Here is a 21,205-nt window from a genome sequence, read left to right as displayed (position 1 = left end):
GATTTTTTTAAACTCATATAGACCTCTTAATTTATAATTTATTGACCATACTGTCTCAAAATTAAGTGTCCGATGGGATTAGACCAGAACAGTGAGTTAATCGCAGAGGTTACGGACGGGGCAAATTTGGTCGATGGTAAACAAACTTGGGAGCTGGTTGACGAGAAGAAGCATGACATCGATGCAATGAAGCGCTGCTGCGATGCAGAACTAAAGACAATGGAAAAAGCTGGTATGGTTCCAGCACCTTATTACTTTGAGCGCGTGGCAATTCTATCTAGGAAAGAAAAAAATTACGAACAAGAGATATTTTACTGTGCGCAGTACATTGAAAAAGTTGAGGCGTTTTATTTGAAGAATGGTACAGCAGGTATTGCTGACGTTAGAAAAGGTGCAACATATCAGGCTATTGTGAAGCGGTTACAAAAAGCGAGGGAGCTATATGCCAAACAACGCACTTAACAAGCGCAGTCACAATCTGCTACTGCGTGGCCTGGACCTCAACTGCTGCGCGGGTTTCGGCCCGAGCTGTGGGCGTTAGGCGCTAATTCGAGATACATATGCCAATTCCTAAAATTTACTTCTCATCAGTTATTTTCCTAAGTGAAATTTCAATACAATGTGACTTATATTTGTTGGCTTATGAAAAACTTGAAAAAGCATCTGAACACTGGATTGCGATAAGTAAATCAATCAATGATGGCAACAAATTTTCACCACTTTCAATTATATCTGAAGCGACAGTGTGTCTTTCTGCAATGTCAGCGATAAATCGATTGCTATACTCCTCAAAAACATCAGATTCAAAAAAAAGATGTAATGAACTTCAAAACTTATTAGGAGATATAGCGCTCCCAAATATCACCTCAAAAATGGTGAGAAACTCATGGGAACATCACGATGAAAGAATTGACAAAGAACTCAAAAACATAAACGAACCATTTTCATTAAGTTTCATCCATGTAAGTGTACAACCTCCACCTGATAAAACGCTTGTCTTAAAACGGTTCAACCCCATAGAAATGACTATAAGTTTTTTGAGTGATTCAATTCAATTAACGCACTGTAAGAATGAAGTTTCTGAGCTAAAAAGCAGTATCAATACTGCATTTAATTTATTGAATAATATACATATCGAAGCGCCTAACAAATAATTGGTGTGGGACAGATACGCTGCCTCACAATTAGAAATTACCCCATAGAAATATTAATCTGAAACCAACTGATTAGAGTAAAAAACTAACGCGTTTTTGTCGAGAATGAGCCCTTGAATCACTCTACACCAGACTGATTCACGCTAACCCCTAAAAACCGCCCTCACACCCTGTTTGCGGCTATTATGGGGCGTTTTTTCTCTTAAGATGAATCAAATCTCTAGAGAACTGATTCATGTCCCTGTTATGCCTACTCCGACTGGTTATATCGAGCATTGATTAGTTTGTAGCCAAACGAAGCATTACTAATAGAATAGCTAATCCGAATCTGGCTCATAAGAGTGAATTATCTAACAAGGTTTTGTCCCAAAGCGTGCTGCGTAACGCTTTTCAATCTACAGGTTACACTAATGCCATGGCAAGCCTGTGTGAGTGGATATCAGCAAACGCTACACTACTAACAACTAAAATTACAGGTCCCCAAAAACTAGTCTCCAGCACATATCTGCCTGTTTCTAAGTCAGTATGTCAGCAACCTTTTGACTTCAAACCGAGAGTATTCACCTGCTAATGCGTGATTTTAGCGTGTAACTGCTGTAGCCTCGTGGGGTTTTATGATGTCTTGCACTGATTTTTTAGGATGCAAGCCCTGAGCTTTTGTCATCCAAGGGTTCTTCGTTATTTCTCCCCTTGATTTTTGCTGAGCAGATTGCTCCCTAGCAGTAAATTCACTTATTAGAGAAGGTGTCATGTGAACACACTTAAAAACCAAATTATGCGTTCTACTTTTATCAAATTATCTGTACTGGCACTGTTAAGCTTTTTGGCAGGTTGTTCTTCGTTAAAAACGGGTGAAGATGGTAACTGGGTGGGATTTACTGAGTCTGGCAAAGCTTCTTTTTATGGTGATAAACATCAAAATAAAAAAACGGCGAGCGGTGCACGTTATAAACACGCATTAAAAACGGCAGCCCATAAAAAGTTACCATTTGGTTCGAGTGTTAAGGTGACTAACGTCGATAATGGCAAAAGTGTCATTGTAAAAATTAACGATAGAGGGCCTTTTGTGCGTGGCCGTATTATTGATCTATCAAAATCTGCATTTAGTAGTATAGGTAACACTTCTTCAGGTTTAATTGATGTGAAAATAGAAGTTATTAAATAGCGGCTAGTTTGATAAAACGGTGCGATGCACTTTAAGCATCGCCAAACGCGATTAATGCTTTTGTTGAATAGCTAAAGCCGACAACTTGTAAAGCCGATATTTGGCCTTTGCGGCATAGCATGAAAGACTCCCACTCGATCCACATAACAGTATAAGGATTTGCTATGGAATACCCACTTGTTAGTACGCAGTGGCTCGAAGCACACCTCACCGATCCCCATTTAGTGCTGCTCGATGCCAGTATGCAAACCGTTATTGGTAAAGACCCCCTAGTTTATGACGAGCCGATTTGTATAGCACGCTCACGTCGGTTCGACTTAGAAAATGTATTTTGTGATAACACTTCAAGCCAAATCCATGCCTTGCCGACGCTTGAGCAATTTGCTCAAGGGATCGCACAACTTGGGATTGAGGCCGATAGCATTATTGTTATCTATGATAACCAAGGCATTTACTCTTCTCCGCGGGCTTGGTGGACTTTTAAAGTGATGGGTTTTAGTCAAGTTTATGTACTTGATGGTGGTTTGCCCCAATGGGTTGAAGAAGACCGAATGACCTCATCGCGTTACCAAGATGAAGGTATCGATTATGGCCCTACGGATATCGATACTTTGGCTGATGTACTGCAATACCACACCGAGCGGGTGATGGACGCCGAGGCCGTTTTATCACGAATTGATGATACCAAAACCGCGATTATTGATGCCCGTGGCGTGCCACGCTTTTTAGGCCAAGTGAGTGAACCTCGCCCCGGTGTGCGCTCTGGGCATATTCCTCATTCGGTTAACTTACCCTTTGCTCAAGTGCTCGATGGCAATAAAATTAAATCTACTAGCGAGTTACAGGCTATCTATCAAGGGCTTGCTGCAGATAAGTCTGCACGGGTATTTAGCTGTGGTTCGGGGATCACTGCGTGTATTTTGATTTTAGCCTCGGTGGCGGCAGGGCATACTAATCCTATCCTCTATGACGGTTCCTGGGCAGATTGGGGCGCTCGTAATGATCTGCCAATAGAGTGTTAATCAAGCGATACATAGATTAAGTCTGTGTCACTTCGAGCGTTACGTAGCTTATTTGTCGTAACTCGATGTGCTTGGCTAAAGTTCCAAGGTGAAAGTATCAAGGAGAAAGTCTTGATTGGCAGATTAATTGATAAGTTGGTATTTGGACTCATTCTAGTGATGGCCTTGCAGTTACCGCAATTGGCTGATCATTATCAGCAATTTTTATCAGGTCTTTATGAATCGACCCGATGGCAAGTAGAAGGCTATGAAGCAACCGCGAAACAATACCAATATGCGGATGCACAAGAGATGATTGCCCATCACCAAGTCAATCAGGAGCCCAGTGTACGCGCTGATGCTGAGCAAAAGTTGCAGACACTCGAACTTTACACTCAACTGGAGCAAGGTATGGGAATTTTCAAAACAGGTAATTTGTTTGAGAAAACCGTCTACATGTTTAATCCTGCTCGCTTTGATTATCTTGAAAAAACCCTCAGTAACTTTAAGCCAGGCATCCCTTTAACCGCCAGTGGTATTGGCTTTGGCGTTGTGGTGGCTTTAGTGGTGCATTATCTTGGCTCTATGCCTTTTATTTTGTGGGCAAGGCGTAAAAAGCGGCTGAGATTAAGCAGAGCGAAGTAATTTGCGTAGGTGGGTCGAGCTAGAACTTAGGTTTTAGGGGAGGTTTTACCTTGTTGCATAAATCACGCATTCTTAAAAGATTAATGCGTTAATGATTAGCACTTAAATGACTAGCGCTTAAATCACTAGCACTTAAATGACAAATCATGCTCAGCGGATAAGCCGTTCGCTGGGCATGAACTATTCGTAATTAAAACAAATCCTTAAACCTGTGATACAGCATACCTGCCGCGAGCATAGGCGAGCGGAACGTCGGGCCGCCGGGAAAGGTCATGTGTTTAATTTTAGCGAACACATCAAAATGTCCCGCCTGTTGGCAAATAGCTTCGGCAAGCAGTTTTGCCGCCATGTGAGTGGCGTTCACGCCGTGTCCTGCATAGGCTTGGGCGTAAAAAATATTATTGGCATCGGGCAGGCGACCAATTTGTGGCATACGGTTTGCGCCGATACCTATCATGCCTCCCCATTCATAATCGATGCGTATCCCTTTTAATTGTGGGAACACTTTCTCTAGATTCGGCCTAAGCGCCGCTTCAATATCCTTAGGATCTTTACCCGAATAGGTGCAAAGGCCGCCAAATAATAACCGCCGGTCTGCGGATAGATGGTAGTAATCTAAGGCTATTCGCATATCGGCGAAAGCCATATTCTGCGGGATAATACTGGCGCATTGAGCTGCCGTTAAAGGCTCCGTTGCCAATAAATAACTGCCAGCGGGTAAAACTTTGCCACCGATAAAGCTGTTAAGTTTGTGGCCGATATACGCATTACCAGCGAGCACTAAGTATTGACAAGTGACCTCACCTTTGGCGGTAATGACCTTAGGTTTGGCACCTTGAATGATTTTTTCAGCTTTGCTGTATTCAAATAATTGCGCGCCGAGATTGCGGGCGACGCGGGCTTCGCCAAGGGCAAGATTCAGCGGGTGTAGGTGGCCGCTGCCCATATCGACCAAGGCACCTTGATAAAAATCTGAACCAACCACTTCACCCAATTGCGATTTAGTGAGCAGCTTGATTTTTTGCTGATAACCCATGGCTTTAAGTGCAGTGAATTCTTCTTCAAGTTCATCCATGTGGCGAGGTTTTACTGCCAAGTCGCAGTAACCCATATGTAGATCGCAGTCTATTTGGTGTTCTTGTATGCGATTTCGCACAATTTCAACCGCTTCAAAGCCCATTTGTTGGATGGCTTGTACGCCTTCAATGCCGATTTCATTTTGAAATTGTGCGGGATCGTGGCCGATACCGCGAATGAGCTCGCCACCATTGCGCCCCGATGCGCCCCAACCAATGCGCTTGGCTTCTAATAGCACGACACTCAGACCACGTTGAGCGAGTTCTATGGCGGTATTGATACCACTAAAGCCACCGCCCACTATGCAGACATCGGCACTGATATTGCCTTCAAGTTGTGGATGAGCATAAATTTCTTTTGCAGTATCAACATAATATGATTGTGGATATTGTTCACTGTGCACGGGCGGTTTACTTGCCATTATGGCTCCAAAAATTGTTTTTATTGTAAATTGGACTTGCCTCAGTATACTCATCACACTTTTAACATGATGTGAAAAAGTGTTCGTTTTATTTAACATGCTTTTTATGTAGAATACAATGAAAGCAGTAAAACACGCACTTTTAGGGCGAAAATACGTTCTGGATGGGGTTTATCCTGAACATGTTATTCGTCATCTATCGGATTTGATCCGAGCGTTTAGGGGGATGTTAAATTTGGATATTGGCGCCAGCCTTAAAACTATTCGAAAAATGAAAGGCTTATCTCAACGAGAGCTAGCCAAACGTGCTGGCGTAACTAACAGCACCATTTCAATGATCGAGAAAAACAGTGTTAGCCCATCAGTTAGCTCTTTAAAAAAAGTGCTTTCAGGCATCCCTATGTCTTTAGTGGATTTTTTCTCAATTGAAACCTCAACGGATAGTGAGCGCAAGGTTGTTTATCGGTCCGATGAATTGCTCGATATCGGTACAGGACCTCTAGAATTTAAACTGATTGGCCGCGATTATCCAAACCGCGCTATGTCGGTAATGAATGAGATTTATCCACCCGGCTCAGACACGGGTGAAGAAATGCTAAAGCATGAAGGCGAAGAAGCTGCAATGGTGATCGAAGGTAAATTCGAACTCACAGTCGGTGATGAGGTGTATATTTTAGAAGCGGGTGATAGTTATTACTTTAACAGTGAATTACCGCATCGATTCCGTAATCCCTTTGATGAACCTTGCCGTTTGGTGAGTGCGACTACGCCCGCAAACTTTTAACCAAGTTACTTAGCTTATCATTCAATCTATTAGGCCACTTGTTCAATAAAGAACGGTGGCGTAATACAGCACTTAATCATCCCCATTCTAGCGCTTCTTATTCTACTCCATTGCCTATTATTATCTCTTATTGTGTAAATAATATTAGTTCAAACTTGACGTTAATATTACTTAATAGACTCGATAATAATCGAAATAATACCCGTGTAACAGCTGATGTATTCACAAAAAATAACATATTACTGATTGACTTTTAGTTTAACTTACTGTTATTTATATCTATTAGCTATTGCTGATTAGAGTTGCGCTTAACAATTGATTAACCTCTTGCCTCGTGTTAAATTTCGGTGTACTGTGTGAAAAAATGAACATTTGAAAGCGGAGTGTTCATTATGCTAGTAAAACGAATTCTAAAGGTGAGATATGTCAGCTGATTTGCCTCTTATTGGCGTTGTAGCATGTAATCGACAACTGGGATTGCATCCCTTTAATATCGTTGGTGAAAAATATCTTTTAGGCGTAGTGAATGGCGCGAAGGGTTGGCCGTTAGTGATCCCATCCTTAGGCGGTGATTTACCGATAAGCGCCATTTTGGCACGTCTTGACGGTATTTTGTTTACTGGCTCCCCTTCTAATGTTGAACCCCATCTTTATGCCGGTCAGCCGAGTGAGCTTGGTACGCATCATGATCCCAAGCGTGACGCAACTGCATTGCCGTTAATCCATGCTGCAATTGCAGCAGGGATACCTGTATTAGGTATTTGCCGCGGTTTTCAAGAAATGAATGTGGCCTTTGGTGGCAGTTTGCACCAGAAATTATATGAAGTAGATGGCTTTATTGAACATAGAGAAGATAACACCGCATCCTTAGATGTGCAGTATGGGGTTTCTCACAGTATTACTGTTGAGCCTGGGGGGGTTATTCATGAGGCCTGGGGCCGTAACTCTGCAGAGGTTAACTCTTTGCATACTCAAGGCGTGGAGCGTCTGGGTGATGGGTTGCGGCCAGAAGCCTATGCTCCCGATGGATTAGTGGAGGCTTTCTCCGTGATCGGTACTAAAGAATTTGCCCTAGGTGTGCAATGGCATCCAGAGTGGAAGGTGAGTGAAAACTCATTTTATCTTTCTATCTTCAGTGCGTTTGGTGATGCCTGCCGACGTAGGGCTACAACTCGAGTGAAATAATAATGAATAAGCTTATCGCTTTTTTAAAAGAACGAAAAATCACAGAAGTCGAATGTGTTATTTGCGATATGACTGGTATCGCCCGCGGCAAGATTGCGCCAGTCGATAAGTTTCTCGATGAAAAAGGCATGCGTTTGCCCGAAAGTGTGCTGTTACAAACCGTAACTGGCGATTTTGTTAACGAAGAGATTTACTACAGCCTGCTCGATGCTGCCGATATTGATTTTGTGTGCGTACCCGATGAAAACGCTGTCTTTATGTTGCCTTGGACCATTGAAGCTACAGCGCAGGTGATCCATGATTGCTACGACAGAATGGGCAATCCGATTGAACTATCACCCCGTAACGTATTGAAAAAAGTCTTGTCTCTCTATGATGAACAGGGCTGGGAACCGGTTATCGCTCCCGAAATGGAATTTTATTTAACCCGCCGTAGCGATGACCACGATTTACCGCTTAAGCCACCCATTGGCCGTTCAGGCCGACCCGAAGCTGGTCGCCAGTCTTTCTCTATCGATGCTGCCAACGAATACGATCCCATGTTTGAGGATATGTACGATTGGTGTGAGCTCCAGGGGTTGGATATCGATACCTTAATCCATGAAGATGGTCCAGCGCAGATGGAGATAAACTTCAGCCATGGCAATGCATTATCCCTAGCTGATCAAGTGTTTATCTTTAAGCGCACCCTGCGTGAAGCGGCACTAAAGCACAATGTTTGCGCCACGTTTATGGCAAAACCTGTGACAGATGAGCCGGGTAGTGCGATGCACATTCACCAGAGCGTCATTAATAAAGAGACAGGTAAAAACATTTTCACCAATGAAGATGGCACTAAAAGCCAGTTATTCTTAGGTTATATAGCCGGTCTGCAAAAATTTATTCCTGAGCTATTACCCCTTATGGCGCCCAATGCGAACTCTTTCCGCCGTTTCTTGCCCGGTACTTCAGCACCAGTAAACTTAGAGTGGGGTGATGAAAACCGTACCTGTGGTTTGCGCATTCCTGAGTCTTCGCCGCAAAATCGTCGTATCGAAAACCGTATTCCTGGTGCCGATGCTAACTGTTATTTGGCGATTGCTGCCAGCTTATTGTGTGGTTATATCGGTATGGTTGAGGCACTTAAACCGTCGACACCGGTGCAAGGAAAAGCCAATGAAAGTCGCAGCAATAATACCCATTGTCTGCCCCTGACCTTAGAGGAGGCGTTAGCGGCGATGGAAGAAAGTGATGCCTGTAAACAGTATTTAGGCGAAGCTTTCACCACTGGTTTTGTGGCGGTGAAACAGGCTGAGCTTGAAAACTTCCGCCGTGTTGTCAGTTCATGGGAACGTGAATTTCTACTGCTCACAGTGTGATGCTGTTACGTTAAGACTCTGCAATGTTTGCCCGCGTTAGCCTAAGACCGTTTCAAGTTAACGCGGGGACTTAAGCTTGAATATTTGCACTGTTATAGTAATGTTGCACTCTGTTGGTGCGACGTTGTTGTTAAATAATATAATGATTTTATAATGGTTTTGCATAAAGCGTATACTTCAACCGAGTGTGTAGATTGTTAGAGTAAGCTAATAGCCTTAATCGTGTTTGTTGCTCTAATCATTTGTAGGTTTAAGTATTTGTTTTTATTTGTTAATAATTTCATGTGGCAAGGATTTTAATGATTAATTTAGTGTGGCTTGAGGCCTTTTAAAATATTGTCCTATGGCGATGCTAGCGATATTTAGTCTATTTTTTTGAGTATTAATGCAATATTTTATATTTCAATATTTGGCACAAAACCTGATACTTAACAAGTTGTAACAAGAGCGAAATCAGCATGATTATCATGTCGTAGTGACTGCCGATGCGGTTTTAAGGTGTAGCATTGGTCGAAAATAACAACAATATCCGGGCAGCCCGGTGACACAATGTCAGAATTGCTTAAGCAATTCTGCTACCCGAGAAAGGAGAAAGCATGAAGCTATTTAATAAAGTGACCACTCTCGCTTTGGTGACAGCGAGTGTAATGGCAAGCGCAGCAGCTCAAGCTGAACAAGTCGTACACATGTATAACTGGTCTGATTATATTGCAGAAGATACCTTAGATAATTTCAAGAAAGAAACGGGTATTAGAGTAGTTTACGATGTATTTGATAGTAACGAGGTCGTCGAAACTAAGTTGCTCTCAGGCCGTAGTGGCTACGATATCGTTGTGCCTTCTAATCACTTTCTTGCTAAGCAAATTAAAGCGGGTGCCTTTAAAGAATTAGACCGTAGCAAATTAACTAACTTCAAAAATCTAAATCCGGCGTTGATGAAATTGCTTGAAAAAGCCGATCCCGGTAATAAATACTCGGTACCTTATTTATGGGGTACAAATGGAATTGGTTACAACATCGACAAAGTAAAAGCGGCTATTGGCGAGGATGCACCATTAGACTCAATGGAGCTGATCTTTAACCCTAAATATGCTGAAAAAATCTCGAAGTGTGGTTTTGCTATGCTGGACTCTGCCGATGATATGGTGCCTCAAGCATTGATTTATTTAGGTCTAGATCCTAACAGCGCTAATCCTAGCGATTATGAAAAGGCAGGTGAGTTACTTGAAAAAGTTCGTCCTTATGTGACTTACTTTCATTCATCACGCTATATTTCTGACTTAGCAAATGGCGATATCTGCGTTGCCTATGGTTTCTCTGGTGATGTGTTCCAAGCCAAAGCGCGTGCTGAAGAGGCGGGCAACGGCAATAAAATTGGTTACTCAATTCCTAAAGAAGGCGCAAACCTGTGGTTTGATATGTTAGCTATCCCTGCTGATTCAACTAACGTAGATAATGCCCATACACTGATTAACTATCTACTGCGCCCAGAAGTGATTGCGCCAATTTCTAACTTTGTCGCTTATGCTAATCCAAACGATCCTGCACAACCTTTGGTTGATGAAGCGATTCGTACCGATCCAGCTATTTACCCACCGCAAGATGTACTCGATAAACTCTATATTGGTGAAATCCGTCCTTTGAAAATCCAGCGCGTATTAAACCGTGTTTGGACCAAAGTGAAGTCAGGGCAATAGTTGATAAGGGGCAAGTTTAGCTTGCCCCTATTTTGCAAATTCACTCTATCCAACCCTATGCAGATTAATCCACGTATAGGATTTAACAGCGTTTTGTTACTCTATTTTTCATTCATTAATTGTGTTGAACCCAGAATTTGAGGATGTTAACGCCTCATTATAGGGTGGAGAAGTACTATGACAATCACCTCGGGCGTCACTAATAAACCGACAACAAAGACGCAAGATAAAGTGCTGCTTAAGATTGAGCGAGTTAGTAAATTATTTGATGATGTACGGGCTGTCGATGATGTGTCATTGACGATTAATAAAGGTGAGATCTTTGCCTTACTTGGCGGCTCTGGATCGGGCAAATCAACGCTGTTGCGTATGTTAGCGGGGTTTGAAAAGCCCACATCTGGCCGCATTTTTCTCGATGGTGAAGATATTACTGATTTACCTCCTTATGAACGTCCCATCAATATGATGTTTCAATCCTACGCGCTGTTTCCTCATATGACAGTGGCGCAAAACATCGCCTTTGGTTTAAAACAAGACAAGCTACCTAAAGCAGAAATTGAGCAACGTGTGCAAGATATGCTCAAACTTGTACACATGGAACAATACGGTAAGCGTAAGCCGCATCAGCTATCTGGCGGTCAACGTCAACGTGTTGCGCTGGCGCGTTCATTGGCAAAACGGCCTAAATTATTATTACTCGATGAGCCTATGGGCGCATTGGATAAAAAGTTACGTACCCAAATGCAACTCGAAGTAGTTGAGATTCTTGAGCGTGTGGGTGTGACTTGTGTGATGGTGACTCACGATCAAGAAGAAGCCATGACCATGGCGGGACGAATTTCCATAATGAACGATGGTTGGATTGCCCAAACAGGTTCACCGATGGACATTTATGAAAGCCCAAACAGTCGCATGATTGCCGAGTTTATTGGTACCGTAAACTTATTTGCTGGCGCCATTGAAGTGGATGAAGCTGACCATTTGGTCATAAAACCTAATGAGCTAACACAGCATTTTTATGTTGGCTATGGGGTATCAACTAACGTTGAAGATAAAAATGTCTGGTTAGCCGTACGTCCTGAAAAAACCATTATTAACCGTGAACAGCCAGAAGGCCCATATAACTGGGCTAAGGGTGTTGTACACGATATCGCATATTTAGGCGGTATATCAGTCTATTACATTCGCTTAGAAAATGGCCAAATTGTACAGTGCAGTATGACAAACCGCGAACGCCGTGCCGATAATGCGACATGGGATGACGAAGTCTTTATCAGTTGGGAGGACACCAGCGGCGTGGTGTTGAGATCATGAAGATACCGACTCGATTAAAATGGTTAAAAGGCCGCATTTGGACCATAGGTATTCCTTATCTTTGGCTGTTATTATTTTTTGCTTTGCCATTTGCGATTGTACTCAAGCTGAGTTTTTCGACAGCAGCGATTTCGATTCCGCCCTACGAAGCGACTTTTCAGTATGCCGATAATGTCTTAAATGTTTTTTTACATTTTGGTAATTATTTGATGTTGCTTGACGATTCGCTGTATTACATGGCTTATCTCAGTTCGCTTAAAATGGCATTTATCTCGACGATTGGTTGTTTGATTATTGGTTATCCCATGGCTTACGCCATAGCCCGTGCGCCAGCACGGCTGCAAACCGTGTTGTTGCTATTAGTCATGTTGCCTTCTTGGACCTCGTTCTTAATTCGTGTTTACGCTTGGATGGGAATTCTAAGTAATACGGGGATTATCAACAATACACTCATGTGGTTAGGCGTTATCTCTGAGCCGCTACAGATTTTAAATACCAATGTGGCCGTGTATATCGGCATTATCTACGCATATTTACCCTTTATGATTTTGCCGCTATACGCCACCTTAGTGAAACTTGATATGAGTTTGATTGAAGCTGCGTCAGACTTAGGCTCAAGCCGTATTAATACCTTCTGGAAAATTACCTTACCACTGTCAAAAAGTGGTGTTATTGCGGGTTCTATGTTGGTGTTTATTCCAGCGGTGGGAGAGTTTGTGATCCCCGAGCTGCTAGGCGGCCCAGATTCACTAATGATTGGCCGAGTCCTATGGCAAGAATTCTTCAACAACCGTGACTGGCCAGTAGCATCATCGCTGGCGATTGTAATGCTCGGTTTATTAATTATTCCGATAACGCTATTTCATCGCTATCAGGCGCGTAGTTTGGAGAAAGACCTATGAATAAATTAAGTTTTTCTTCTGTCATGCTGTGGTTTGGGCTGCTGTTCCTATATGCCCCTATGTTGGTGCTGGTGATTTACTCCTTTAACGACTCTAAGCTCGTGACGGTATGGGGCGGTTTTTCACCTAAATGGTATGGCGAGTTATTTGAAGACCAACAGATTTTAGATGCGGTATGGACCAGTCTGCGGATTGCTTTTTATAGCTCAACCATGGCGGTTGTTATTGGGACTATGGCAGCCTTTGTGATGACGCGCTTTAAGCGCTCGTGGGCTAAATTAACCCTATCGAACATGATTACCGCGCCGCTGGTTATGCCAGAGGTGATTACCGGTTTGTCATTGCTACTGTTATTTGTGCACATGGCCGATTTATTCGGTTGGCCCAAAGAGCGTGGCATGTTGACAGTATGGATTGCGCATTCGACCTTCTGCGCGGCTTATGTCGCTGTGGTGGTTTCATCTCGATTACGTGAGCTTGATAGATCGATTGAAGAAGCCGCTATGGACTTAGGTGCAACGCCACTTAAAACCTTCTTTGTAATTACTGTGCCTATGATATCGCCCGCATTAATGGCGGGTTGGTTGTTGTCTTTCAGTTTATCTTTAGATGATTTAGTGATTGCAAGTTTTGCTTCTGGCCCTGGTGCAACGACCTTACCTATGGTGGTGTTCTCATCAGTACGCATGGGTATTTCGCCTAAAATCAACGCACTAGCGACGCTAATTATTTTGAGTGTGTCTTTAATTGCCTTTCTTTCTTGGTATATGGCAAGGCGGGCAGAGAAACGCGACCGTATGCCGATTAACGAGTGACTTTAATAACAAAATGGCTTTGTGCTCGACAAAGCCATTTTTATTAGCTTATCAGCTGCTATTCGCAACGTTATCCTACAAACGCTTCAAGCTTAATTTAATCACTGGTTTTGACAATATATCCCGTTTGAAATATCAAACGAAGTGTAAATTATTGTGGTTTTTTGGCTAGTGTTTCGTTTTGTGAGCGTGTAGGATGTGATGGCTGTTTAAAATAATGAACATTAGAATTCAAGGGAACAACATGTCTGCCATCGCTCACGCTGGATCATATTATGCGGCATCGGCCAACGATAAGGTTGAACGTCCGCGCCTACAGGAATCGATTGAAGCCGATGTGTGTGTGATTGGCGCGGGTTATACCGGACTTTCTGCCGCACTGCATTTATCAGAATCAGGCTTTAGTGTGGTGGTGTTAGAAGCCGCTCGCATTGGTTGGGGCGCTTCGGGCCGTAATGGTGGACAAATCGTCAATAGTTTTAGCCGAGACATTGATACCATTGAAAAAACGGTCGGCAAAGAACAAGGTAAACTCTTTGGTCAAATGGCCTTTGAGGGCGGTCAAATCATCCGCGATCGTATTGCAAAGTACAACATTCAATGCGATCTAAAAGATGGTGGCGTATTTGCAGCTATGAACGAAAAGCAAATGGGCCATTTGCGCCATCAAAAGCAACTGTGGGAAAGCCACGGTCATGTTAATCAGCTTGAACTCCTCGATACCAAAAGCATTCGCAATGTGGTCAATACTGAACGCTATATCGGTGGTCTACTCGATAAAAGTGGCGGCCATATTCATCCGCTTAACTTAGCGTTAGGTGAAGCGCGGGCGGTAGAATCCCTTGGCGGTAAGATTTTTGAAGACTCAGCAGTGCTACGCGTTGATGAAGGCGACAGCCCCGTAGTGCATACGGCACAGGGCAGTGTTAAAGCCAAGTTTGTGGTCGTGGCAGGTAATGCCTATTTAGGTAAGTTAATGCCAGAGCTACAAGCTAAATCAATGCCTTGTGGTACGCAGGTCATCACCACTGAGCCTTTGGGTGATGATTTAGCCGCCAGTCTATTGCCACAGGATTACTGTGTTGAAGACTGTAACTATCTACTCGATTATTTCCGCTTATCTGGCGATAAACGGATGATTTATGGCGGCGGTGTGGTGTATGGCGCTCGCGATCCGGCAGATATTAAGTCAATTATTATTCCGAATATGCTTAAAACCTTCCCGCAATTAAAAGATGTAAAAATCGATTATGCGTGGACAGGTAACTTCTTACTGACATTATCACGCTTACCGCAGGTCGGTCGTATCGGTAAAAATATCTATTATTCACAGGGTTGTAGTGGACATGGCGTCACCTACACCCATTTAGCGGGCAAGTTACTGGCCGAAATGCTCAACGGTCAAGCTACGCGTTTTGATGCCTTTGCCGCGCTCCCCCATTATCCTTTCCCTGGTGGCCACGCATTACGCGTCCCTTTTAGCGCTATTGGGGCTTGGTATTACACGTTAAGAGACAAACTAGGTCTCTAACATTATCACTTTTAAGAAGCTAGCTAGCTTCACAATACGAGGAAATCCTTGTGCAATTAAATGATCCGAGTTTGCTACGCCAACAGTCTTTTATTAATGGTCAATGGTGTGATGCCGTGTCTGGTGACACGCTAACTGTGGTAAATCCCGCAACCAATGCTGTGATTGGCCATGTTCCCAATATGGGACAAGTTGAAACTGAAATGGCGATTAAGGCGGCGGAAGCAGCTTTACCTGCATGGCGAGCGCTCACTGCTAAAGAGCGCGGCGCTAAGTTAAGGCGTTGGTTTGAATTACTCAATGAAAACAGTGATGACTTAGCATTGCTCATGACGACTGAGCAAGGTAAACCACTGGCAGAAGCGAAAGGTGAAGTGACCTATGCCGCCTCGTTTATCGAGTGGTTTGCAGAAGAAGCGAAACGTATTTATGGCGACACAATTCCCGGGCATCAAGGTGATAAACGCTTAATTGTGATTAAGCAGCCTGTCGGTGTAACTGCCGCGATAACGCCGTGGAACTTTCCTGCCGCGATGATCACCCGCAAAGCCGCTCCTGCGTTAGCCGCGGGTTGCACTATGGTGGTAAAACCGGCGCACCAAACACCATTTACCGCATTAGCGATGGCTGAACTTGCACAGCGTGCCGGTATTCCTGCGGGCGTATTTAGTGTGTTAACGGGTGATGCGGTGCAGATTGGTAATGAAATGTGCAGCAACCCGATAGTGCGTAAGCTGTCTTTCACTGGCTCAACCAATATCGGTATTAAATTAATGGCGCAATGTGCGCCTACCTTAAAAAAACTGTCGCTAGAGCTTGGCGGCAATGCACCATTTATCGTGTTTAACGATGCCAATATCGATGCCGCTGTCGAAGGCGCCATGATCGCTAAGTACCGTAATGCCGGCCAAACCTGCGTCTGCGCAAACCGCATTTATGTGCAAGACGGTGTATACGATGAATTTGCTTTAAAACTCAGTGCTGCAGTGAGCAAACTTAAGGTTGGCGAGGGTATTAATGAGGGCGTGACTACGGGGCCGCTTATCAATGCTGCTGCAGTTGAAAAAGTGCAAAGTCATCTCATTGATGCCATTGCAAAAGGGGCTTCGGTACTCGCTGGTGGTAAGGTTCACGACCTTGGCGGTAATTTCTTTGAGCCAACCGTGCTTACAAACGTTGATAAAAGCATGCTGGTCGCCCGTGAAGAAACCTTTGGTCCACTCGCGCCGCTGTTTAAATTCAGCGATGTTGATGATGTGATCAAGCAAGCCAACGATACCGAATTTGGTCTTGCGGCCTATTTTTATGGCCGTGATATCTCGCTGGTGTGGAAAGTGGCTGAAGCCTTGGAATACGGTATGGTTGGGGTCAACACGGGTTTGATTTCTACTGAAGTGGCTCCTTTTGGCGGGATGAAATCCTCTGGACTGGGCCGTGAAGGTTCTAAGTTTGGTATCGAAGAATATTTAGAGATGAAATACATCTGCATGTCCGTTTAATACGGCTGATTTGGCGAGTGAGGAACACTAAATGACAACAACCAATGATTCATTGATGGCACGTCGCCAAGCCGCAGTCGCGGGTGGTGTTGGGCAAATTCACCCTATTTTTACCGCGCGCGCCGAAAATGCAACCGTGTGGGATGTTGAAGGTCGCGAGTTTATCGATTTTGCGGGTGGCATTGCCGTGCTCAATACCGGTCATCTTCACCCTAAAGTGAAGGCGGCGGTTGCTGCTCAGCTGGATAATTTTTCCCATACTTGTTTTATGGTGCTCGGTTACGAGAGCTATATCCAAGTATGTGAAAAGCTCAATCAACTGGTTCCTGGGGATTTTGCCAAGAAGACGGCACTATTCACTAGTGGTTCAGAAGCGGTTGAAAACGCAGTTAAAGTGGCGCGTGCCTATACTAAACGTGCTGGCGTGATTGCGTTTACGTCTGGCTACCATGGTCGCACTATCGCGGCCTTAGCACTGACCGGAAAAGTCGCGCCTTACAGTAAAGGTATGGGATTGATGTCAGCGAATGTGTTCCGCGCTGAGTTCCCGTGCGAGCTGCACGGCGTGTCCGATGATGATGCCATGGCTTCGATTGAACGCATCTTTAAAAATGATGCCGAGCCAAGTGACATAGCCGCGATTATTTTAGAACCCGTGCAGGGCGAGGGCGGTTTCTACGCTGCATCACCTGCTTTTATGCAGCGTTTGCGCGCACTGTGCGATCGTGAAGGTATTATGCTTATTGCCGATGAAGTGCAAACGGGCGCTGGCCGAACTGGCACTTTCTTTGCTATGGAGCAAATGGGCGTGAGTGCGGATATCACTACCTTTGCTAAATCAATTGCGGGTGGTTTCCCACTTTCTGGCATTACAGGCCGTGCGCAAGTGATGGATGCGATTGGTCCGGGTGGTCTTGGCGGCACATATGGTGGTAGTCCGTTAGCCTGCGCCGCGGCGCTCGCTGTCATCGAAGTGTTTGAGGAGGAAAAACTATTAGAGCGTGCTAATGCTATCGGTGAGCGGATTAAGTCAGCATTAAATGTAATGCAAGTTGAACATGCCCAAATCGCCGATGTGCGTGGTTTAGGCGCTATGATTGCCATCGAACTGATGGAAGATGACAAGCCAGCGCCGCACTATTGCGCGCAAGTATTAAGTGATGCCCGTGATAGGGGGCTTATCCTTTTATCCTGTGGTACTTATGGCAATGTGCTACGTATTTTAGTGCCATTAACCGCACCAGATTCACAAATTGATGCTGGCCTTAGTATTCTAAAAAACTGCTTTGATGCAGTACTGAAAAGCTAATATCGCTTTGAGATACTATCTATTTTAGATGACAGTTTTGAATCATAAAAAATCCCGCTTCGGCGGGATTTTTTATATAAGTTGCATGGTTTAATTGGCTTTTTACTATCTATAGTTTTCAGCACTAGTCAGCTTACTGAGTTGCTACTTTTTAATATCCATGAGGATCTGCAGTGCCCTTTTGCGTTTATCAAGATCATACAAATCGTTGGTGAAGATAAACTCATCTACGCCAAGTTCTGTGACAATCATTTCCAAGCGATGTTTTATAGTCGCAGGGCCGCCAGAAACAGATAAACCTAAGAAATTATCGACATAGGTCTTTTCTTGCTCACTCCACAAGCCGTCCATGGTTTCAACAGGTGGTTTTAACCATAACTCGTGACCACGGATAAGCGCCAATATACGTTGCTTCGATGTCGTACCCAGATATTGGGCTTCTTCATCATTATCTGCAGCAATTAAGGGTAAGCCGAGCATCACATAGGGCTTATCAAGCACTTGCGATGGTTTAAAGTCGCGACGATAAATTTCAATCGCATCATAAAGAAAGCGTGGTGCAAAGTGGCCGGCAAACACATAGGGTAAACCGCGCTGCGCCGCTAACTGTGCGCTAAAGAGACTCGAACCTAATAGCCAAATCGGCACATTAGTGCCTTCGCCGGGAATCGCTCGCACCGCCTGACGGCCATTGTAAGGGCCAAGTAAGGTTTGTAATTCACTGACCTCCTCTGGGAATTGTTCTGCGCGGCTGCTATCGCGGTTCAATGCTCGGCTGGTCATTTGATCGCTGCCGGGCGCGCGTCCCAGCCCCAAATCGATACGACCGGGGTAGAGGCTCTCGAGAGTACCGAACTGTTCTGCGACCACTAAAGGTGCATGATTAGGCAGCATAATGCCGCCCGCGCCAACACGAATGCGCTGCGTATTACCTGCAATATAACCAATTAATACTGAGGTCGCCGAACTGGCGATACCTGGCATATTGTGGTGCTCGGCAAACCAAAAGCGATTAAAGCCGAGGCGATCGGCCTCTTTGGCATACTGCAAACTGTCGTGTAGCGTTTCACCCACGGTCGAACCTTGGCGCATGGGCGCGAGTTCCAATAACGAGAAAGGAATATCGGCTAATATTGATGTTTGTTGTGACATGGTGTCTCCAAGTGACTGCCGTTTTCATTAGTGATAACAAGTGGCTCTTATGTTGTGAGAAGCACTGTTAGACTGAAGATAAAAATAAACGTAGGGAACAGTCATGATGAATAAAAGGTATTCAGTGTCATTGATATGGGGTCACATTAGCACTTCTCAAGCTTAGTCGGCTAATGCCCCGTAGCTTAATCTTTATTTGAACTCTTATTTAAGTTGTTCTAGTCGACCGACCTCGTGCTTGCTTTGTAACAATAATCGAGGGTTAAAGTCATCTTAGTCTCAGCACTATAAGGTGGAAATAAAGATTTTATTGTCAAAAACTTAGCGCCGTGTCCACCGTAATGCGCTGTATAGCTTTTGCTAAAGTCCATTGGGTTATGAGGCGCTACGCAAGGACAGTAATCGATTTGAATGAGGTGATAAAAAACTGCCGATAGCATGGCTTATCGGCAGTTTGATTTTAGGCAATAAAGACCATTAAGTTGAGGATTACAGCTCGGCTTTTACATCACGAAGTGATGCTACAGCATTATCGCCAATACTATTATGGGCATTGTGAGTCTCAGTCAGGCGGCGCATTAGCGGCAATACCGCTAACGCAATAAAGGTACAGACTACAGCCGCGATACCCAATTTATTAAATAGACTGGTATATACTGGCAAGGTTTGCAGAGGATCGACTAAATCTTTCGGCACACTGGCAAAGTTAGCCACTACACCGCCCAGATATTGTGAAATACCCGATGCGACAAAATAAGCGCCCATCATAAAACCGCCCATACGTGCAGGCACGTAGCGGGCAATCATCGCAAGACCTAGGCCACTCACCAGTAATTCACCTAAAGAGTAAGAGGCATAGCCCCAAATCATGATCCATGATGAGGTTTTACCATTAACAGCAAATTGCTCCGCAAAACCATAGATAAAAAAGCCAATCGCCACTACCGCGAAACCGAGCGCAAACTTAGCCGCAATAGAGAAGTCTTTGTTATTGCGCCCCGCCCATGAATAGCTCCAGGCCAATATAGGACTTAATACCATAATCCACAGTGGGTTAAGTGCTTGAAACTGGGCCGGTGACCAAGTCCACAAATGGGTGCCAAACACTTGGAAATCCCAGTCCACGTTACGTAGAGCAAACAGCGCCAGTGACGTTGACATTTGCTGATAGAAAATAAAGAAGAACACGGTTTGCACTGTCAGAATCAATGCAGCGATAAGGCCAGCACGTTCACTTTTTTCACTGGTACGGATTAAGTGGAAGAAAATTGCTAACACGGCAATGCCCGCAGCATAAACAAAGATACGTGCAACCGCTTCATATTCAAGAATAACAGCCGAGGCCACAACTGAAAGCGCGGCCAAAACCAATACAATTGTGAGACTTTTCTTATTTACTGGGCGTGTATCTGGCTCAGATCCATAGTTAGCGAGACTTTTATACATTAATGCATAGTTACCTAATCCCACTAATATGCCCACACAGCAAACGGCAAAGGCGGCATGCCAGCCAAATTCGTTGCCATACTGGGCGTTGACGTAATCTTTAATCCAAGGTGTCAGTAACATTGAGAAGGTTGAGCCGACGTTGACCGCCATATAATAAATGGTAAACGCACTGTCGATTTTAGAATCGTCACCTTCGTAGATTTTACGAACTAAGTTACCCGCGTTGGGTTTGAATAGGCCGTTACCGACCACTATCACACCGAGTGCTGAAAACATAAACCAAGTATTTTCAGTGGGTACTGCCATCAGTGCATATCCTAGAGAAAGGATACCCGCACCTAGTAACATAGTTCGTTTAGTGCCGAGGATCTTATCCCCAACCCAACCGCCAATCGCTGGTGATACGTAAATAAGCGCCGCACAGGCACTCCATACTAAGTTTGCGCGGGAGTCATCAAAGCCAAGGCGCTGTACCATAAAGTATACAATTAGCGCTTGCATGCCGTAATAACCAAAGCGTTCCCATAATTCGATAAGTGACACAGTCATAAATGAGTGTGTTTTGCTTACCGGAGCAGTCCCAATAGCCATATCGCTTGCTTCCAACATTATTTTTTTAGATTTAAGGGGGAAGATTATAAGGCGATACTTACGGCAAACCAATGGTGTAAAGCTGCAGAATAGGTTTTGTTACAAATAATATTTAAAATATTAAGCTGAATTTAAGCAATAGAGGCCGATAGATGT

18 protein-coding genes are annotated in these 21,205 nt (G+C 44.2%); 15 read left to right on the top strand and 3 right to left on the bottom strand.

The features are described from left to right. The first annotated feature begins 72 nt into the window (after positions 1-72). The 5 genes from L2717_RS03025 (at position 73) to L2717_RS03005 (ending at position 3,965) form a co-directional block, all read left to right on the top strand. Positions 73-462: a hypothetical protein gene (locus L2717_RS03025; protein ID WP_246611730.1), complete on the top strand. Its 390-nt coding sequence runs from the start codon at positions 73-75 to the stop codon at positions 460-462. Between the two features lie 98 nt (positions 463-560). Next, on the top strand, positions 561-1,154 hold the full coding sequence (locus tag L2717_RS03020) for a hypothetical protein (protein ID WP_220772955.1): 594 nt from the start codon (positions 561-563) through the stop codon (positions 1,152-1,154). 751 nt (positions 1,155-1,905) lie between these two features. Continuing rightward, complete coding sequence (locus L2717_RS03015; RefSeq protein ID WP_220772954.1) at positions 1,906-2,319, top strand: septal ring lytic transglycosylase RlpA family protein; 414 nt, start codon at positions 1,906-1,908, stop codon at positions 2,317-2,319. Between the two features lie 164 nt (positions 2,320-2,483). After that, positions 2,484-3,341: a sulfurtransferase gene (locus tag L2717_RS03010; protein WP_220772953.1), complete on the top strand. Its 858-nt coding sequence runs from the start codon at positions 2,484-2,486 to the stop codon at positions 3,339-3,341. A 111-nt stretch (positions 3,342-3,452) separates the two neighbouring features. Continuing rightward, positions 3,453-3,965 (top strand): DUF2937 family protein, encoded by a 513-nt coding sequence (locus L2717_RS03005; protein WP_220772952.1) that lies wholly within the window; start codon positions 3,453-3,455, stop codon positions 3,963-3,965. A 190-nt stretch (positions 3,966-4,155) separates the two neighbouring features. Here L2717_RS03005 and L2717_RS03000 read toward each other — a convergent pair whose 3' ends face one another. Beyond that, the gene (locus tag L2717_RS03000) at positions 4,156-5,463 is read right to left on the bottom strand and encodes an NAD(P)/FAD-dependent oxidoreductase (protein WP_220772951.1); all 1,308 of its coding nucleotides are present in this window, start codon (positions 5,461-5,463) and stop codon (positions 4,156-4,158) included. A gap of 235 nt (positions 5,464-5,698) precedes the next feature. On the opposite strand from L2717_RS03000, the gene L2717_RS02995 reads away from it, so the two are divergent. From L2717_RS02995 to gabT, 10 genes are all read left to right on the top strand, one after another. Continuing rightward, on the top strand, positions 5,699-6,247 hold the full coding sequence (locus tag L2717_RS02995; protein ID WP_220772958.1) for a cupin domain-containing protein: 549 nt from the start codon (positions 5,699-5,701) through the stop codon (positions 6,245-6,247). 423 nt (positions 6,248-6,670) lie between these two features. Then, a complete protein-coding gene (locus L2717_RS02990) occupies positions 6,671-7,432 on the top strand; it encodes a gamma-glutamyl-gamma-aminobutyrate hydrolase family protein (protein WP_220772950.1) in 762 nt (253 codons plus the stop codon). A gap of 2 nt (positions 7,433-7,434) precedes the next feature. Continuing rightward, positions 7,435-8,790 (top strand): glutamine synthetase family protein, encoded by a 1,356-nt coding sequence (locus tag L2717_RS02985; RefSeq protein ID WP_220772949.1) that lies wholly within the window; start codon positions 7,435-7,437, stop codon positions 8,788-8,790. Between the two features lie 596 nt (positions 8,791-9,386). After that, a complete protein-coding gene (locus tag L2717_RS02980) occupies positions 9,387-10,487 on the top strand; it encodes a polyamine ABC transporter substrate-binding protein (RefSeq protein ID WP_076497005.1) in 1,101 nt (366 codons plus the stop codon). 177 nt (positions 10,488-10,664) lie between these two features. After that, positions 10,665-11,801: a polyamine ABC transporter ATP-binding protein gene (gene potA / locus L2717_RS02975; protein WP_076497004.1), complete on the top strand. Its 1,137-nt coding sequence runs from the start codon at positions 10,665-10,667 to the stop codon at positions 11,799-11,801. Further along, positions 11,798-12,703, top strand: a complete 906-nt coding sequence (locus tag L2717_RS02970; RefSeq protein WP_220772948.1) for an ABC transporter permease subunit — start codon at positions 11,798-11,800, stop codon at positions 12,701-12,703. The genes potA and L2717_RS02970 overlap by 4 nt, the downstream gene beginning before the upstream one ends. Then, positions 12,700-13,518, top strand: a complete 819-nt coding sequence (locus tag L2717_RS02965; protein WP_220772947.1) for an ABC transporter permease subunit — start codon at positions 12,700-12,702, stop codon at positions 13,516-13,518. The genes L2717_RS02970 and L2717_RS02965 overlap by 4 nt, the downstream gene beginning before the upstream one ends. A gap of 244 nt (positions 13,519-13,762) precedes the next feature. Continuing rightward, positions 13,763-15,049, top strand: coding sequence for an NAD(P)/FAD-dependent oxidoreductase (locus L2717_RS02960; protein ID WP_220772946.1), 1,287 nt, complete (start codon positions 13,763-13,765; stop codon positions 15,047-15,049). Positions 15,050-15,099: 50 nt separating this feature from the next. Next, entirely contained in the window at positions 15,100-16,548 is a 1,449-nt protein-coding gene (gene gabD / locus L2717_RS02955) for an NADP-dependent succinate-semialdehyde dehydrogenase (protein ID WP_220772945.1), read from the top strand. Between the two features lie 31 nt (positions 16,549-16,579). Beyond that, positions 16,580-17,857 (top strand): 4-aminobutyrate--2-oxoglutarate transaminase, encoded by a 1,278-nt coding sequence (gene gabT, locus L2717_RS02950; protein ID WP_220772944.1) that lies wholly within the window; start codon positions 16,580-16,582, stop codon positions 17,855-17,857. A gap of 144 nt (positions 17,858-18,001) precedes the next feature. Here gabT and L2717_RS02945 read toward each other — a convergent pair whose 3' ends face one another. Both L2717_RS02945 and L2717_RS02940 read right to left on the bottom strand, forming a co-directional pair. Further along, positions 18,002-19,009 carry an LLM class flavin-dependent oxidoreductase gene (locus L2717_RS02945; RefSeq protein WP_220772943.1) on the bottom strand — a complete coding sequence of 336 codons (1,008 nt, stop codon included), beginning with the start codon at positions 19,007-19,009 and terminating at the stop codon, positions 18,002-18,004. A 489-nt stretch (positions 19,010-19,498) separates the two neighbouring features. After that, positions 19,499-21,049, bottom strand: a complete 1,551-nt coding sequence (locus tag L2717_RS02940; RefSeq protein ID WP_220772942.1) for a peptide MFS transporter — start codon at positions 21,047-21,049, stop codon at positions 19,499-19,501. Positions 21,050-21,205: the final 156 nt, after the last annotated feature.

The organism is Shewanella glacialipiscicola, assembly GCF_023283485.1.
Lineage (GTDB): Bacteria > Pseudomonadota > Gammaproteobacteria > Enterobacterales > Shewanellaceae > Shewanella > Shewanella glacialipiscicola.
Note: the sequence above shows the minus strand (reverse complement) of the source record. Positions and strands in the feature narration are given on the sequence as shown.